The organism is Microcoleus sp. Z1_A1 (assembly GCF_036700305.1).
Lineage (GTDB): Bacteria > Cyanobacteriota > Cyanobacteriia > Cyanobacteriales > Microcoleaceae > Microcoleus.
The window spans coordinates 1-15,562 of the sequence record NZ_JAUBOR010000055.1 but is presented as its reverse complement, the minus strand read 5'-3'; the positions used below and the strand labels follow the sequence as shown (position 1 = coordinate 15,562).

Below are 15,562 nucleotides of genomic sequence, written 5' to 3'. Positions count from 1 at the left end.
ACACATTAATAAGTTTCAACGTGCCAACGGTGCTCTTTCTTCAACTGTTTCTGATAGCCAGCCCAGTCAACACCGTGCTTGCCAGCCGCGGCCGACATTCCCTCATCAATTCCGCCTTCCATACCCTTCAAACCGCAGATATAAGTGTGAGTATTCGGCTTTTGAACTAATTCCCACAATTGGTCTGCGTTCTCTTGAATCCGGTTTTGAATGTACATCTTGCCGCCGTCAACATTCTTTTGCTCGCGGCTGATGGCATAAGTCAAGCGGAAATTATCGGGGAACTCGCGCTGCAATTGCTCCAACTCTTCCTTGTAAAGAATGTTGGGAGTGTAAGCAACTCCAAAGAACAACCAAGCTAAACCTCTGAATTTGTAATCGGGATTGTTTTCTTTAAACATCCGCCACAAATAAGCCCGGAAAGGAGCAATACCTGTACCGGTACCCATCATAATAATGGTGGCTTCTTCGTCGTCGGGCAACAACATTTCCTTGCCTACGGGGCCGGTGATTTTGACATCATCCCCCGGTTGCAAACCGGTGAGAAAAGTCGAACAAACGCCGAACACTTGTTCGCCAGTCTCTGGGCTTTTGTACTCTAGGCGGCGCACGCACAGCGAGACTGTTTTGTCGTCGAGGTTGTCGCCGTGACGGGTGGAGGCGATCGAGTAAAGCCGAATTTTGTGAGGTTTGCCGTTTTTATCCGTGCCATCAGGAATAATCCCGATACTTTGACCTTCGAGATAGTGCAAATTGCCTCCAGAAATGTCGAAGGTGACGTGGCGAACTGTGCCGTCGCCGCCTTCTCTGACTAATTCTTCTGTAGAAATGCACTTACCAATATAGGGATTGGCCGGTTTGTAGAGGTTGACAGGAACCTGAACTTTTTCCTTGGCTTGAGTCATGGGCTTAGTTTCTTCTCCAGATTTCTGACTCTGTAGCCCTGCTTCTGGTGCGACTTTGCCATTTGTTTCGGGAGCGCTGTTTGAGGGGCGGATGCTGACAATTCTTCCACCCATCCGAGCAATCCGGCGCATTTCCTGATTCATGCGATCGTAGGGCACGGAGATAAATACGCTGCCGCTACGGCGAATCGGGTTACTTATTTGGTCAGTTGCTTGGCTCTGACGCATACCCTCCACTTCGTAAACAAAGATGCGGCTGCCTGATTCTGAGTTGGCCGCCACACCAGATATGCTTGGGCTGTACATTGGTTGATTTTCCTTCACGATACAGAGTTATAAAGAAAGAGAATGTGACGTTAGACTCAATTTACTTTTTTCTTAAGGCCATCGGGACTAATTGGCCTCGCCAATTTTTGGGCCCCGCCACGCCGGCGGGAAGGTTGAAGTTGCGATCGCTCGCGTATCAAATCCCTACTAGCCGAACGCCGCGCTCACCGAGCCCGCTTTGCGTTCGGCTGTTGACCTATAGCTATTGTTGTCTGCGTACTGCCAATATTTTACCCGATCGGGGGATCTGCCCCGATAAGTCGTTTTGATTGCCGATCGGTGATGGAGTGTGGCATCGGGCAACAAATAGCTCCTATTGACCGAAAGCAGCCAGGTACAAAATCCTGGATTTATGACTCCCAGGCTGACTGACGGGTCAATTCTACAATCTCAAATCTCAAATCTCAAATCTCAAATCTATCGACGTTGAGCTTGTAGTGGGCGATCGCATTCTGGTAAGATCAACTACTAAAGTTAGTGTTAATAGATATGACGATCTTAGGCCCCAAGCAATCCCAAATGCCTTGTGCGATGGGATAGGGAGCTGCGTAGTTCAGCCCAGGCGGGTCAATCCGCTCGAAGTAAAAAAGAAAGGGGAGGGATTCACGCCTCCCATGTCATACATAAATGACTATACTTTTACAAGCTATTAATTACTTGCCTTGAAGATTGCTTGGGTCTTCCCGGGCAGGCAATCAACTCACTGCTGTATGCTGGTGAGAACTCGATCGTCTCGGGGTAGCACAGCAGCACAAAGCCTGCTTGCCGCTACCTGCGGGCTGAAATTTTGTGGAATCTAGACTTGAGTTAGTTAGTAAACAGTGATTTTGTTAGAGGGAAACTATGACAAGTAAGCCGGATCGCGTGGTTTTAATTGGCGTTGCCGGAGATTCCGGATGCGGAAAATCTACTTTTTTACGCCGATTGACAGATTTGTTCGGGGAAGATTTCGTGACTGTAATCTGCCTTGACGACTATCACAGTCTCGATCGCAAGCAGCGCAAGGAAACAGGGATTACAGCCCTTGACCCCAGAGCCAACAATTTTGACCTGATGGCCGAGCAAATGAAGGCTCTCAAAGAAGGTCACGCGATCGACAAGCCGATCTACAACCACGAAACCGGTATGATCGACCCGCCCGAAAGGGTAGAGCCGAATCACGTGATTGTGATTGAGGGGCTGCATCCGCTGTACGACGAGCGAGTTCGATCGCTCCTCGACTTCAGCGTCTACCTCGACATCAGCGACGAGGTAAAAATTGCTTGGAAAATCCAGCGCGACATGGCGGAACGGGGCCACCGTTACGAAGACGTGCTGTTTGCGATCAATGCTCGCAAACCGGACTTTACCGCCTACATCGACCCGCAAAAGCAATATGCTGATGTGGTAATTCAAGTGTTGCCGACCAACTTGATCAAAGATGACAAAGAGCGGAAAGTTCTGCGCGTGCAGATGATCCAGCGCGAAGGCATCGCCAATTTCGAGCCTGCGTATTTGTTTGACGAAGGTTCAACAATTAACTGGGTTCCTTGCGGCCGCAAGCTGACTTGTTCCTATCCCGGAATTAAGATGTACTACGGGCCTGACGCTTTCTACGGTCACGAAGTCTCGATTTTGGAAGTAGATGGTCAATTCGAGAATCTCGAAGAAGTTATTTACATCGAAAGCCATTTGAGCAAGACTTCTGCGAAGTATGAAGGCGAGTTAACTCACCTGTTGCTCCAGCACCGCGAATATCCTGGTTCTAACAATGGAACTGGTTTGTTCCAAGTGTTAGTCGGATTGAAGATGCGGGCGACTTACGAGAAGTTGACTGCAAAAGAAGCGAAAGTGGCTATGAGTGTTTAGAACACAGACATGAAAGATTTGGGAGGCGCGATCGCGCCTCTTTTTTTGTGGGAAAATGAACCGCAGAGGGCGCAGAGGGCGCAGAGTAGAGTTAGGGGAGGGTGTTTGGAAGTAGAGATTTTAAGAAGGTTTCTCCGGCTTCATTGAGGTCGCCATCTAGGGAAAAAGTTAGACGGCGAACTCGGATATCGCCATGTTTTATGTCTAGTTGCTCTGTGAGGTCTTGCGGGTAAACGAGAATTGCATTTTGGCACTTTAACGCATTGGCGTAAGCAACTATTTGATGAATGTCCTTATTGGCTACTTTATCGGGAGCTTTGTATTTCGTATCGAGGACGTATTGGACTTTTTTTGTTTCACTATCGCGTATAATTAAGTCAATCTTATCGAAATAATTTGTGTCATGTTCAACTCGGTGTTGTGGTTCGACCTCAAAGCCTTTTGGTGTATTTGCTTTGAGCCATTCAGCGACAAATTGTTCATATAAATTAGCCATGTCTATGAGAAAAGGGAGCATTTCGCGATCGCCTGTTTCGTGACTGGGCCCTGTGTTATCTAAAAAAAATCGACATAAGGCGTGTAAAAGTTGATAATCTTCATTCAAACGGTGATAATTTCTATCAATACAAGCTTCTGATTTAAAATGTTTTAATGTGACAAATCCTTGGAGTGCGTGAAAGGCTTTTCGCACAGTGGATGAAACAGATTCACGGCACAAACCGCTGCGGCCAATTATGAAAAGTGTCCAAGCCAGAATTTGATTGTCTTCGATATCGCCTGTTTGTTCGTTATAGTCGCATTTTAGTTTAACATCCCAAGGTTTTTGCAGGGCTGACCGCAAATCGACGCGGCCGCGAATGTAGGCGAGTCTTTCTGTTTTGGATAAGTAATCGCGATATAATCCTTTGCGATAGCGTTCTAGAATTTTTTGGGCAAGAATGTTAGCTAATTCCTCGTAAATTTCTTCTAAAGATTGGCACTGAATCGATCCTTGAAAAAATTTTATCTGGTAGCCATAGTCAAGCATTCCGAAGAGGTTGTTTATGGGAACCTTTGGGCGGATGGCGATGTGAAATTCTGGAGTGATGGGAATGTTGCCAACTTTGCCTTTAGATTTTAAGCGCCATTTATATTTAGTTTTAGGGTTGGGAAATTCTATATCTATTTGCTTGGCATAAGTCTGGTGTATTTTTTCTCCTACTAATTCGGGTATTGAGTCTTGTTCAAAAGTTGCTAATTGATATTCTGTAAGTTCGATAATTCGGGGTGATTCTGGTTTCATAGATGCTGTAACGCCGTGTTTTCGGTAATGAGTGTAGCGTTAGATTATCAATTGCTCAATTTATCTTTAATTTTATCCCACATAAAATCATCCATTTTTTTCTGATTATCAAAGAAGTATTCTTCGAGGTATGGCTCAATTTCCCTTTGCCAAATATCTTGGATGTCTTCAGCTAAGGTTTTTGTCAAAAAGAAGGAGATGCCTAATTCATAGTGTTTGTTGTTAATTTCTTTATTTACTTTCCTAAGAATACTAATTAATTTATCAACGGCAAAACCTGTTGCCTCTCTCTTATGATAGTTTTGCAGCAGTTCATAGTTAGGATAAAGGGGGATGAATGCGAAGCGGCGGCGGAGGGCTTGATCGACTAAGGCAATAGAACGGTCTGCGGTGTTCATTGTGCCGATAATGCGGACATTTGTAGGGACTCTAAACTTTTGACCGCTGGCTAGTGTAATAAAGCGTTTTGTGTCCTGTCGGTCATCTAGGAGATACATTAACTCGCCAAAGACTTGAGATAAATTTGCGCGATTAATTTCATCAAGAATGAGAACACAAGTGTCTTCACAGACTTCGGCTTTTTCGCAGAATTCTAGGAACCTACCGGGAACTATTGGATAAGTTAATTGCCCATCTTGACTTTGAGGACGGATGCCTTGAATAAAGTCTTCATAAGTATAAGCTGGATGAAATTGGATAATGTCTGAGAAACCGTCACCGCCACCGACTAAGTGTTGGGCGAGTTTTTCTGCTATGAAGGTTTTTCCGGTTCCGGGCGGGCCTTGGATTATGGCTTGGCCTTTGCGGTTAATGGTGTGTATCCATTGGGTTAGTTGGGTTGTTTGAAAACCAGTAATTTGAGAAATTGCTTCTAGTTGGTACACGGGATTAAATTCCTTTTCATATACTGAAAAATATTGACTTATAAGAGCAAGGGAATCATCATTATTATCCTCGCCATAAGATATTAACAATAATGGAAATAGTTTTTTAAAGGTTTGTGCTATTTTGTGAATTAACTGTTTAGCAGAATATCCTAATAAATCTTCGGATTTATTAAGTGATAGGGCTACGAGAATATTATCATAAGAAACCATTCCAGATTCAATAGAATCGATAGTAATCTCTTTCAAGATACTTTCTAATAGTTCATAAATAGATTTCTCAGGTTTCATTGTGCGCTCAAACTCCTCCCAACCATTATAATAATAAGCTTCCCCGCCATATTTTAAACGACACTGATGCCTATTGGGAAGGTTATAACGTTTAAAATAATTGAGGAAATCAACATCACTTTTATAAGTATGGTAATTTTCTACCACACTAGCAAAACATTTATCTGCTGCCCAAAAGCCAAAAATTAATCGGGATTCTTGAAGTAGTAATATTAACTTAGAACTGTTATCGCTATCGTTGAAACACAAAGTTAAACCGTAAGCTGGTGCTATCTCATATTTTGTTTCAATGTCAAAAGCCCATATCTCATCCTTGATATTTAGATGTTTTGTCATACAATCAGGCAACTGCTCTTCTACCTGGCTTAAAATATACTTTAATGGCTCTTCTACATATTTTAAGCAATCTTTTTTGTGTGCCATGTAAAAATCTGAGACTTGGCCTGCATAAAATTGTGCCAATAGGTTAAATGTCTCTGCTGAAAAAGGACATTCAGGATGTACAAAAACTTTTTCCATTTTTTCTGTATGTTTAAGGTGACTCAATTGTTGTTCTTAAATTATTGTAGCCGATCGCCCTTCCCGACACCAGATATCTGAGATACGATCGCACTCACCATCCTTACCCTCATCAATAGCCCTCCCAAACCAGTAACACTGGCAAAACCGCTAACAACAGTTCCCGGAAAAGTTAAAACTGTGTCGAAACAATCTAAACGTGCTATATTCAACTCCGTAAACCCTGAACTGCGCTTTCAGGTAATGCAAATTTATAAACGAGTCAACTGAATGCTCTCTACTTTCAAGAAATTAGCTTCAATTGCAATCATCTTTGCCGCCCTAAAACTTTTACTTAATTATCCGCCTTTCAGAGAAATAGAAAATTATATCGCAAATAGAAACCCAGCAAGTGCCACCTTAGACAATGGAACTCTGCAGCAAAAACCCAGCAGCCCGCCTCCGGTACTTCCCAAAAAACCACCAGAGCAAACCTTTGATGTAGTAGTATATGGTGATGAAGTACCGGGGATATGTGCGGCGATATGGGCGAAGAAAACTTTAGGCCCAAAAGGCAAAGTTGCGATCGTGCGATCGACCTACGGAAGAGATCCTTTGGGCGGCTTACTTACCCGCGGCGGTTTAGCTTACATCGATTTAGATAAAATCCCCAATTGGCAACGCCAACCCTACGCCCAATGTTTTAAAGAATTCTTAGATAAAGCGAATGCGCGCGAATCTTGCTTAGACCCAAAAAGGGCAGATCAAGCTCTCAGACAAATGCTTTCAGCAGCAAAAGTCAGAGTTATTTCCAACTCAACTCTTACTCCCCACGTCGTAGATAAAAAAATCGAATATGCCCAAGTAAAAGGCAGTAGCTTAAGAATTAAAGCCAACTCTTTTATTGACGTAACTCAAGACGCTGAATTAGCCAGAAAAGCCGGATTATCTTATTATACAGGATATGAATCTCAAAATATAAAATCCAAAAATGAAACTTTAGCAGTCTCTGTAGTTCCGACAATTACAGGTATAACGATGTCCGAATTCCGCAGAATAGAAGATGACATTCTATACAATCGGCCTTTGGTAAAAAAGATTAAAGAAAGCATTACAAAATATAAAGATCCAGCCAGTACAAAATTCTGGCTGAAGAATTTTTGGAGTACGATTTATCAGCCATATACAGACGGCTACGACATCAGAAGTGTAGCTATAGGAGCAGCGTATCACATAGATAGAAATCTGCCCTTTAGTCAAAATAAAGGATTCTTTTTTGATAAAGGCAATGTCTGCGTTTATAACAAAAATGTGCTGTCCTGGAACGGGTTTCTGTTTAAATACCAAGTTGACCAAATCATGAAGATGGAAGCTAACGGCAGAAAACCGACTCCTGAGATGATTAAAGAAATGTCACATCTCCAACACTGGCTACAAAAGAAGTCGGGTAAAGATGTGAGAGTATTTATTCCAGACGAGATTTATATCAGGCAAAGTTTGAACGTTCGCGAGGTGGTAGATCCGCTAACGGGGAAGGAGATTATCAAAGGGGGAACAGTACCCGGAAAGTCGATCGGCAGTTTTTCCTACGATTTCGATATGCGGGGCGGAGTCAAGCATTTATCTACGAGAATTCCGCCGCTGCCAGTGTATAATTTCGGGATAGAAAGCGCTTTGGCTAGCAAAGTGAATAATTTAGCCATTGTCGGGCGATCGTCGGGTTATGTCGGTATGGCGGTATCTGTCGGGCGAATTGCGACGGTGAATATTTATCAAGGACAAGGTGTGGGCGTCGCCGCTGGTTTGGCTAGCAAGTTCGGCGTGCCGCTGAATTCGATTACTTCGGCTGAAACGAAAAAAACTCTGGAGACTTTAACGGGGAAAACGACGTATTTGTCGGGGAGAGATACGAGTTATGGGGTGGATTATAAGGAAGTGAAATAATCGACATATAGCAGTCGCCCGTGTTGCTAAACTATGTTAAACCAGGCCTACAAACTAGAAACTTTTGTTTAAGTTTGAGAACAAAAAACGCAATTCCTGGAGTTTGATAACTGTTATTCATTGCGATTCTTAATTATTGCAATTTGTTTTACCAGTAGGACTAAGGCAAAAAGAAAATCGGTTTCTCTGCAGAATCGTGGCTTTCTCCCAGAGAAGGCAGGTTTTGGATTAGGAATTTATGTCAAATAAGATATTAAAAGGATTTAACCACTGAAGATGTCGAAACCTCATATTCGACGGCGCAAGATTCCCCAACTCTTAGATATCCTCTCGATCTTCGCTCTGCTGCTGCTCGTATTCTGTAATAATGTTCTGAATATCCTCTGCTGCAATATCGACTTGTTCGGATTTGGTGTAAAGGGTCAGCAAAATGATTCCCGTTGCTGTTTGGACGTAGTAAATTAAACGGTATCCACCACTTTTACCTTTTTGAGTGTCGCTATTTCGGGCTCTCAACTTGAAGACTGCATAACCCACTCCAGCAATTCGATCTCCTGGCAGTTCTCCCCGTGTGAGTTGTTCGATAATGGGTTGAATATCATTGCGAATGCTGCGGTATTTTTTTGCAAGAGTGCGTAAATTGCGATTGAAGGTTGGTGAAACTATAACTTGAATTAAGGGCAAGTCAGTCATTTTCAATTCCTTCCCACATTTGAGCAACCGAAATGGTTTGCCCAGTCATGGCTTCGTGCCAAGCTTGCCGAAAATCTTGTATAAGCGCTGCTTTAGATTGGTTCTCTCCGTCAATTTCTGAGGGTTCTGGAATACTAAAAGAATTAGCAGGAGGCATCTCTTGGATTTCTGCTGAGAAAACCTCTGGCAGATTATTTGGCGAAATGATTACCCCCTGACGTTGCTTTTGGCTTAGAAACTCTATAAAACTCGCAACTAATGCCAGATGTTCTGGAGAAAGTCGATCGAGCCATCGATCGATTTGATGTCGAAGTGCTGCTACATTCATAATCCCATCAAACCTTTTAATTTTACCTTGATTTTAACGTAAACCCGCCCCGCCTGGAATATCGCTCTTCCCTCTGCCTCTGCGCCCTCTGCGGTTCAAACCTCTTCTCTTCCCCCCGCTGTGGCACAATCTTATATATAAAACCTGCACCCTCTCGCCAATGACCGCAAACCTACCCCCCCAATACGACCCCCAAGCCACCGAAGCCAAGTGGCAAAAATACTGGGAAGACAACCAAACCTTCAAAGCTGACCCCGAAAAAGGTGGCGAACCTTACTGCGTAGTTATCCCGCCGCCCAACGTCACCGGCAGCCTCCACATGGGACACGCTTTTGAAGAGACGCTGATTGATGTCCTCGTCCGCTATCACCGCATGACTGGACGCAATACCCTGTGGTTGCCGGGAACGGATCATGCTAGCATCGCAGTTCAAACTATTCTGGAAAAGCAACTCAAAGCAGAAGGCAAAACTCGCCACGATTTAGGCCGAGAAAAATTCTTGGAACGGGCCTGGGAGTGGAAAGCTGAATCGGGCAATACTATTACTAATCAATTACGCAGTTTGGGCGTGTCTGTTGATTGGTCGCGTGAACGCTTTACGATGGATGAAGGCTTATCCGCTGCGGTTTTAGAAGCGTTTGTCCGCCTGTACGATGAGGGGCTGATTTATCGCGGCAATTACCTGGTGAATTGGTGTCCGGCTAGTCAGTCTGCTGTGTCGGATTTGGAGGTAGACCAACAGGAAGTTGAGGGCCATTTGTGGCATTTCCGCTATCCTTTGACGGACGGTTCTGGTTATTTGGAGGTGGCGACGACTCGGCCGGAAACGATGTTGGGGGATACTGGGGTGGCGGTGAATCCACAGGACGATCGCTACAAGCATCTTATCGGTAAAACTGTCACTTTGCCGATCGTAAATCGCGAAATTCCCATCATTGCTGATGAGTTTGTCGATCCGACTTTCGGAACTGGTTGTGTCAAGGTGACACCCGCCCACGATCCGAATGACTTCGAGATGGGTAAGCGTCACAATTTGCCGTTTATTAACATCATGAATAAGGACGGCACTTTAAATGAAAATGCCGGAGAGTTCCAAGGACAAGACCGATTTGTTGCCCGGAAAAATGTGGTGCAGCGGTTAGAAACTGACGGGGTTTTAGTTAAAATAGAAGATTATAAGCATACTGTTCCCTACAGCGAACGTGGCAAGGTTCCGGTCGAACCTTTGATATCTACGCAATGGTTTGTGAAGATAGATCCTCTTTCTCAACGTGCTTTAGAAGCATTAGATCAAAGTAACTCACCCGTCTTTGTTCCTGACAGATGGACAAAGGTTTATCGGGATTGGTTGGTGAAGCTGAAGGATTGGTGTATCTCCCGCCAATTGTGGTGGGGACACCAAATCCCGGCTTGGTATGCTGTTAGCGAAACTAACGGCGAAATTACTGATACGACACCTTTTATAGTTGCGAAAACTGAAGCTGAAGCTAAGGAAAAAGCTACGGCTAAATTTGGTAATGACGTAGAGTTAGCCAGAGATCCAGACGTATTGGATACTTGGTTTTCGTCTGGGTTGTGGCCTTTCTCAACTCTGGGATGGCCTGACGAAACTAATGATTTGGAGTTTTACTATCCGACAACTACTTTGGTAACAGGTTTTGATATCATCTTTTTCTGGGTTGCTAGAATGACGATGATGGCAGGACATTTTACTGAAAAGATGCCTTTTGATACTGTTTACATTCACGGTTTGGTGTTGGATGAAAACGGTCAGAAAATGTCTAAGAGTAAAAATAACGGTATCGATCCGCTGCTGTTGATTGGTAAGTACGGTACTGATGCTTTGCGCTACACTTTGGTTAAGGAAGTGGTTGGGGCCGGTCAAAATATTCGCATGGAGTACGATCGCAAAACTGATGAATCGAAATCGGTGGAAGCTTCGCGTAACTTCACGAATAAGTTGTGGAATGCGGCCCGGTTTGTGATGATGAATTTGGAGGGACAGACGCCGCAACAGTTGGGAAGTCCTTCTGGGGGAGGTGGTTTGGAATTGTGCGATCGCTGGATTCTTTCTCGCTACAATCAAGTTGTGCAGCAAAGCCGCAATTGTTTGGAAAATTACGGTTTGGGGGAAGCGGCGAAGGGACTTTATGAGTTTATTTGGGGCGATTTCTGTGACTGGTATATTGAGTTAGTCAAGTCTCGCTTGCAACAGGATGCTGAACCAAATTCTAAGAAAATGGCACAGCAAACTTTTGCTTTTGTGTTGGAAGGGATTCTGAAACTGCTGCATCCTTTTATGCCGCACATTACTGAGGAAATTTGGCACACTCTGACTCAAACAGGTGATGGCGAATGTTTGGCTTTGCAAGCTTATCCTGAAGCTGATATCTCGCTAATTGATGCTGATTTGGAACAGCAGTTTGAGTTGTTGTTCGGTACAATTCGCACTATTCGCAATTTGCGGGCAGATGCTGATATCAAACCCAGTGTGAAGGTGACGGCGATTTTGCAAAGCGAAAGCGAGAAAGAACGCCAAATCATCTCAGATGGAGGTATTTACATTCAGGATTTGGCAAAAGTCGAAAATCTGACAGTTACTGCTAGTTTGGATGCAGAACCCCCCCTTAATCCCCCCCTTGGTAAGGGGGGGCAAGGGGGGTCAATTGCTGGGGTTGTCGGTACTGTGCAAGTATTGATTCCCCTGGCTGGGGTGGTGGATTTGGCGGCTTTGCGTGCTAAATTAGAGAAGAAGTTGAGCAAGGTGGAAGCTGAAATTAAGCATAGTGCGGCGCGCTTGACTAATCAGAAGTTTGTGGATAAGGCTACTCCTGATGTGGTTCAGGGGGCGAGGGATGCTTTGGCGGAAGCCCAAAAACAAGCGGAAATTTTGCGCGATCGGCTAAAGTTGTTTTAAGGAGTCATTAGTCGCGGGTGGGTTGAGAAACCGGGTTTCTACGAATTTTTCGGTTGAGTAACGAAAAATATTGAAAGAAACCCGGTTTCTGAGGAGATTATCATTTTTATTAGGCTGGGCGATCGCTGTATAAAAACATCCCAAAATCCCGTAGGGGCGGGTTAACCAGCCATCTATGAAATACACAAACAATCTCGTAAACCCGCCCTCTCCTCAGCCATTATTTACATCACAATTTTACCTCTAAATTCATCGTACATTTTTATTGTTGGTGGGCGGGGGCGGGTTTATAGTATTATTGATGTTTACCATAAATGGTTGGCGAACCCGCCCCTACAAATTTGGTTTCAATAATAGAACCAATTGTGCTAACACGGGCAATTAATCACCAATTACCAATTACTAATTACCCTCATGTTATATTTAGCCCAAGTACAAAAGAAGGAAATTTTAGGCGAGATAAGTCTGCAATTGCTGGCTTGCCAAAATTCTGATGATACTTGGGCTATGCTTTGTAAAGAAACTCTCTTGACAGTACCGTCAGATTTAGATCAAAATGTTTTAAATGAAGGAATGCTAGTATTAGCAAATGTTGACGAAAATAGCCAGGTTTTGCATATTCAAGCAGCTACAAACTGGGTACTACAATTAGTAGAAAAATATTTAACAACAGGTTTTACTCCCGATTTTTTGCAGCAAGAAGCCCAGAAAGCCGAAGATTGGCGGCAATCTCTCACTTTGCAGAGTCAAGAATTGTCTCGCCGCTTGATTGAAGTTGAAGCCCGCCGAGAACAAATTCAAAATTTAGAGGCAAAACTCCAGCAGGAAAAGCAATTGTTGGAAAGTTCGATCGCCCAATTGCCTATTCCGCCCGCTACTCCACTAATTTGACTTAAAATTTGATTTAAATTAACACACCAAACGTAGGAACACGGCACTACCGCGTCCCCACTAACCTAATATGCAATTTGCTGGACATCATATAATTTGTAACTTGACAAATACCCCTTACCAGTTGCTGAATCGCCAGCAATACGGCCCGCGACTAAAGCACTTTTGACTTCAGCCAAGCAGCGGGGAGACACCGCAGTTTCTGAGAATTGCTAACATAAGCGCGCTTCTGAAACACATCGTACTGATTGCGTTCGATCGCATTTAAGATTCTGCTGTAGAGCATTGTAGCAGCCCAAACAGTCCAGCGGATATCGGGACTGAGCACTTTGATTCCGGGTTCCGCGCTGGCGTATAATTTGCGAGCTCGCTGAATTTGAAACCGCATCAATTCCCGCCAGCGGTTGTCAATCACACCGTTGAATAAGTCTTCTTCGGTGTAGTTAAACAAGGCTAAGTCTTCTAAGGGAATGTAAATGCGGCCGCGACGGGCGTCTTCTCCGACATCGCGCAAAATATTAGTCAACTGCTTGGCAATACCCAGGGCTATCGCTTCTTCTTTGGGAATTCTATTCCCCCAGTGCCAATTCCAGTTAGCAGCGGAGTTCGATTCGCCTACACCCATGACAGACATCGACATCAGCCCTACAGTACCCGCTACTCGATAACAGTAAAGATTGAGCTCTTCAAAAGTTTCGTAGCGGCTGCGGTACAAGTCCATTTGCTGGCCCGCAATCATCTCTCGAAACGGCCCAATGTCGATCGGGAAACGAGACAGCGTATCCACCAACGCTACGTCGTAGTCGTCGTGAGGATGGCCGGCAAACACCGATTCTAGCCGTTTTTCCCACAGATTGAGGGTTTCAGGGGTCGTTGCATCAGAACCCGGCCCGTCTACGAGTTCGTCGGTGCGGCGGCACCAGACGTAAATCGCCCAAATCGCCCGACGCTTGGCTTCGGGCATGAGTTGAGTGCCTAAATAAAAATTTTTGGCATAACTCGCCGTGACTTGGCGGCACAGTTCGTAAGAGTCATCCACAGAAGCCAGAGTTCTCATGCACTGGAGTTTTGACAGTTGCAGCATCCGAGAATAAGAAATTTAAAGATTAGAACTGATTTTCCCCCGTTTAGAAAACGGGAGATTTTTTACGTCTTTATGAAAAATTCTTAATTTTTCATTTGTTATTGGCCGTCGAAATAGCCTGCGCTGTCAGCTTACCAGAAAGCACGGCACCTTCCATACTCGCAAGATAACGCTGCATCGTATAATCCCCCGTTAGATAGAAATTGCTAATGGGAGTTGTTTGTGTGGGACGGCACTGCTGGCGTCCGGGAGTTGCTTTGTAGACGGAACGAGGGGTTTTGACTACGTGATATTTGAGCAGTTTGGCTGGTTCTGGGATTTGATCGGGAAAGAGTTTTTCTAACTCGACCATTGTGGCTGCGACGATATCTTCGTCAGATTTGCCTATCCAGTCTTTGGCCGGTGCTAAAACCAGTTCCAGCATAGATTTGTCTGGGTTGGCATATTCGCGGCAGGTGTTGCTCATGTCGGCGTAGACGCTCAGCAGGGGCGATCGCGAGAACAGCAAATGGTCGATATCAGTTAATTTGCGATCGAACCACAAGTGTACATTAATGACGGGTACTCCCTCCAAACCTTCGAGCTGTTTGAAATAATCCATTTCGCCCCAAGGTTTCGGCATTATCAACTTCAGCGGGTCAACCGGCATCGCGGAAACGTAAATATCGGCCGTCAGAATTTCTGACTCTGCCCCTTTTACTCCCCGAATGTGGAAGCCGCGCACCGTGTTGTCATCGTTGAGCAAAAACTCCCCGATGGGTGCATTCAGCCGGACTTCACCACCGCGCTCAGTTATGTAGTCTACCATCGGCTGACACAACCTCTCTGTGGGGGAACCGTCTAAAAAGGCCATTTTCGAGCCGTTTTTCTCTTGCAGGAAGCGGTTGAGGGCTGTCAGCAGTATGGTTGCCGATATTTCGTGGGGGTCAATGAAATTGAGCGCCTTGGACATGGCGATAAATACTTCTTTTTCGACTCTGGGGGGGACGTTTTGCTTTTTCAGCCAGTCGGAAAACGAGTATTTGTCCATTTCTTCGACGTATTTTTGACCCTGAAGCATCGCCGGAATCAAACCTATACCGAAGCGGATTTTTTCGGGCCAGGTGAGCATATCGTTGTTGCTCAAGATGGCTGCGACGCCGTTGAAGGGGGCAGGAAGGTCGGGAAAGTCAAAGCGGGAATAGGTTCCGGGGGTTTCCGGCTGATTGAAAATCATCGAGTGCTCTTTCCATTGCAGCCTGTCTTCAATGTCAAGTTCTTTGAAGAGTTGGAGCATATTCGGGTATGCACCGAAGAAGATGTGGAGGCCGGTTTCATACCAGTCGCCGTCTGCATCTTTCCAGGCGGCTACTTTGCCGCCGAGTACGTCCCGACTTTCTAGGAGGATGGGGGTGTGGCCCGCGTCGGTAAGATATTTAGCGCAGGAAAGTCCTGCTAAGCCTGCTCCGGCGATCGCAACTCGCATTTGATACTACTTGGCCTCTGTGTTCGCTTCGTTTTCATTATACTTTACAACTCGTTACATTTTTTTAGGGAAATCTGTAGGGACAAGGAACTGGCCGTAGGTGTCAACACACACGTTAAACCGACAGTCCGACAGTCCTCGCGCCTACCCGACAGTCCGGCAAGGGTTGAAACCCCTGCCTCAAAGCAAAAGTCCTCTGAAAGAG

The 15,562-nt window shown here is 44.9% G+C and carries 12 protein-coding genes; 4 read left to right on the top strand and 8 right to left on the bottom strand.

Going from position 1 to position 15,562, the window contains the following annotated elements; genetic code table 11:
* Nucleotides 1-5: 5 nt before the first annotated feature.
* On the bottom strand, nt 6-1,211 hold the full coding sequence (petH, locus tag QT973_RS23925; RefSeq protein ID WP_333056676.1) for a ferredoxin--NADP reductase: 1,206 nt from the start codon (nt 1,209-1,211) through the stop codon (nt 6-8).
* An 864-nt stretch (nt 1,212-2,075) separates the two neighbouring features.
* Here petH and QT973_RS23920 point away from each other — a divergent pair.
* Nucleotides 2,076-3,080, top strand: a complete 1,005-nt coding sequence (locus tag QT973_RS23920; RefSeq protein WP_333056675.1) for a phosphoribulokinase — start codon at nt 2,076-2,078, stop codon at nt 3,078-3,080.
* A 91-nt stretch (nt 3,081-3,171) separates the two neighbouring features.
* Here QT973_RS23920 and QT973_RS23915 read toward each other — a convergent pair whose 3' ends face one another.
* The 3 genes from QT973_RS23915 to QT973_RS23905 are packed head-to-tail and all read right to left on the bottom strand — an operon-like array spanning nt 3,172 to nt 6,268.
* The gene (locus QT973_RS23915; RefSeq protein WP_333392338.1) at nt 3,172-4,362 is read right to left on the bottom strand and encodes a 5-methylcytosine restriction system specificity protein McrC; all 1,191 of its coding nucleotides are present in this window, start codon (nt 4,360-4,362) and stop codon (nt 3,172-3,174) included.
* A gap of 47 nt (nt 4,363-4,409) precedes the next feature.
* A complete protein-coding gene (locus QT973_RS23910; RefSeq protein ID WP_333392335.1) occupies nt 4,410-6,056 on the bottom strand; it encodes an AAA family ATPase in 1,647 nt (548 codons plus the stop codon).
* Between the two features lie 41 nt (nt 6,057-6,097).
* Nucleotides 6,098-6,268, bottom strand: a complete 171-nt coding sequence (locus tag QT973_RS23905; RefSeq protein WP_333392333.1) for a hypothetical protein — start codon at nt 6,266-6,268, stop codon at nt 6,098-6,100.
* Nucleotides 6,269-6,326: 58 nt separating this feature from the next.
* Between QT973_RS23905 and QT973_RS23900 the strand changes: the two genes are divergently transcribed.
* On the top strand, nt 6,327-7,979 hold the full coding sequence (locus QT973_RS23900) for an FAD-dependent oxidoreductase (RefSeq protein WP_333392330.1): 1,653 nt from the start codon (nt 6,327-6,329) through the stop codon (nt 7,977-7,979).
* Nucleotides 7,980-8,297: 318 nt separating this feature from the next.
* Here QT973_RS23900 and QT973_RS23895 read toward each other — a convergent pair whose 3' ends face one another.
* Nucleotides 8,298-8,672, bottom strand: a complete 375-nt coding sequence (locus QT973_RS23895; RefSeq protein WP_333056670.1) for a type II toxin-antitoxin system RelE/ParE family toxin — start codon at nt 8,670-8,672, stop codon at nt 8,298-8,300.
* A complete protein-coding gene (locus QT973_RS23890; protein WP_333056669.1) occupies nt 8,665-9,000 on the bottom strand; it encodes a hypothetical protein in 336 nt (111 codons plus the stop codon). Before QT973_RS23890 ends, QT973_RS23895 begins: the two co-directional genes overlap by 8 nt.
* Before the next feature lie 160 nt (nt 9,001-9,160).
* Here QT973_RS23890 and QT973_RS23885 point away from each other — a divergent pair, with 160 nt between their 5' ends.
* Both QT973_RS23885 and QT973_RS23880 read left to right on the top strand, forming a co-directional pair.
* Nucleotides 9,161-11,917 carry a valine--tRNA ligase gene (locus QT973_RS23885; RefSeq protein ID WP_333392328.1) on the top strand — a complete coding sequence of 919 codons (2,757 nt, stop codon included), beginning with the start codon at nt 9,161-9,163 and terminating at the stop codon, nt 11,915-11,917.
* Nucleotides 11,918-12,331: 414 nt separating this feature from the next.
* On the top strand, nt 12,332-12,808 hold the full coding sequence (locus QT973_RS23880; RefSeq protein ID WP_333056667.1) for a hypothetical protein: 477 nt from the start codon (nt 12,332-12,334) through the stop codon (nt 12,806-12,808).
* Nucleotides 12,809-12,962: 154 nt separating this feature from the next.
* On the opposite strand, the gene crtB is transcribed toward QT973_RS23880, so the two are convergent.
* Nucleotides 12,963-13,892, bottom strand: a complete 930-nt coding sequence (crtB, locus tag QT973_RS23875) for a 15-cis-phytoene synthase CrtB (RefSeq protein ID WP_333056666.1) — start codon at nt 13,890-13,892, stop codon at nt 12,963-12,965.
* Between the two features lie 91 nt (nt 13,893-13,983).
* Nucleotides 13,984-15,357: a 15-cis-phytoene desaturase gene (gene pds / locus QT973_RS23870; protein ID WP_333392326.1), complete on the bottom strand. Its 1,374-nt coding sequence runs from the start codon at nt 15,355-15,357 to the stop codon at nt 13,984-13,986.
* Nucleotides 15,358-15,562 lie beyond the last annotated feature (205 nt).

What these genes read in the sequence shown, in the direction of transcription:
- petH (WP_333056676.1), bottom strand. Translation starts at nt 1,211, where the DNA reads ATGTACAGCCCAAGCATATCTGGTGTGGCGGCCAACTCAGAATCAGGC.
- QT973_RS23920 (WP_333056675.1), top strand. Translation starts at nt 2,076, where the DNA reads ATGACAAGTAAGCCGGATCGCGTGGTTTTAATTGGCGTTGCCGGAGAT.
- QT973_RS23915 (WP_333392338.1), bottom strand. Translation starts at nt 4,362, where the DNA reads ATGAAACCAGAATCACCCCGAATTATCGAACTTACAGAATATCAATTA.
- QT973_RS23910 (WP_333392335.1), bottom strand. Translation starts at nt 6,056, where the DNA reads ATGGAAAAAGTTTTTGTACATCCTGAATGTCCTTTTTCAGCAGAGACA.
- QT973_RS23900 (WP_333392330.1), top strand. Translation starts at nt 6,327, where the DNA reads ATGCTCTCTACTTTCAAGAAATTAGCTTCAATTGCAATCATCTTTGCC.
- QT973_RS23895 (WP_333056670.1), bottom strand. Translation starts at nt 8,672, where the DNA reads ATGACTGACTTGCCCTTAATTCAAGTTATAGTTTCACCAACCTTCAAT.
- QT973_RS23890 (WP_333056669.1), bottom strand. Translation starts at nt 9,000, where the DNA reads ATGAATGTAGCAGCACTTCGACATCAAATCGATCGATGGCTCGATCGA.
- QT973_RS23885 (WP_333392328.1), top strand. Translation starts at nt 9,161, where the DNA reads ATGACCGCAAACCTACCCCCCCAATACGACCCCCAAGCCACCGAAGCC.
- QT973_RS23880 (WP_333056667.1), top strand. Translation starts at nt 12,332, where the DNA reads ATGTTATATTTAGCCCAAGTACAAAAGAAGGAAATTTTAGGCGAGATA.
- crtB (WP_333056666.1), bottom strand. Translation starts at nt 13,892, where the DNA reads ATGCTGCAACTGTCAAAACTCCAGTGCATGAGAACTCTGGCTTCTGTG.
- pds (WP_333392326.1), bottom strand. Translation starts at nt 15,357, where the DNA reads ATGCGAGTTGCGATCGCCGGAGCAGGCTTAGCAGGACTTTCCTGCGCT.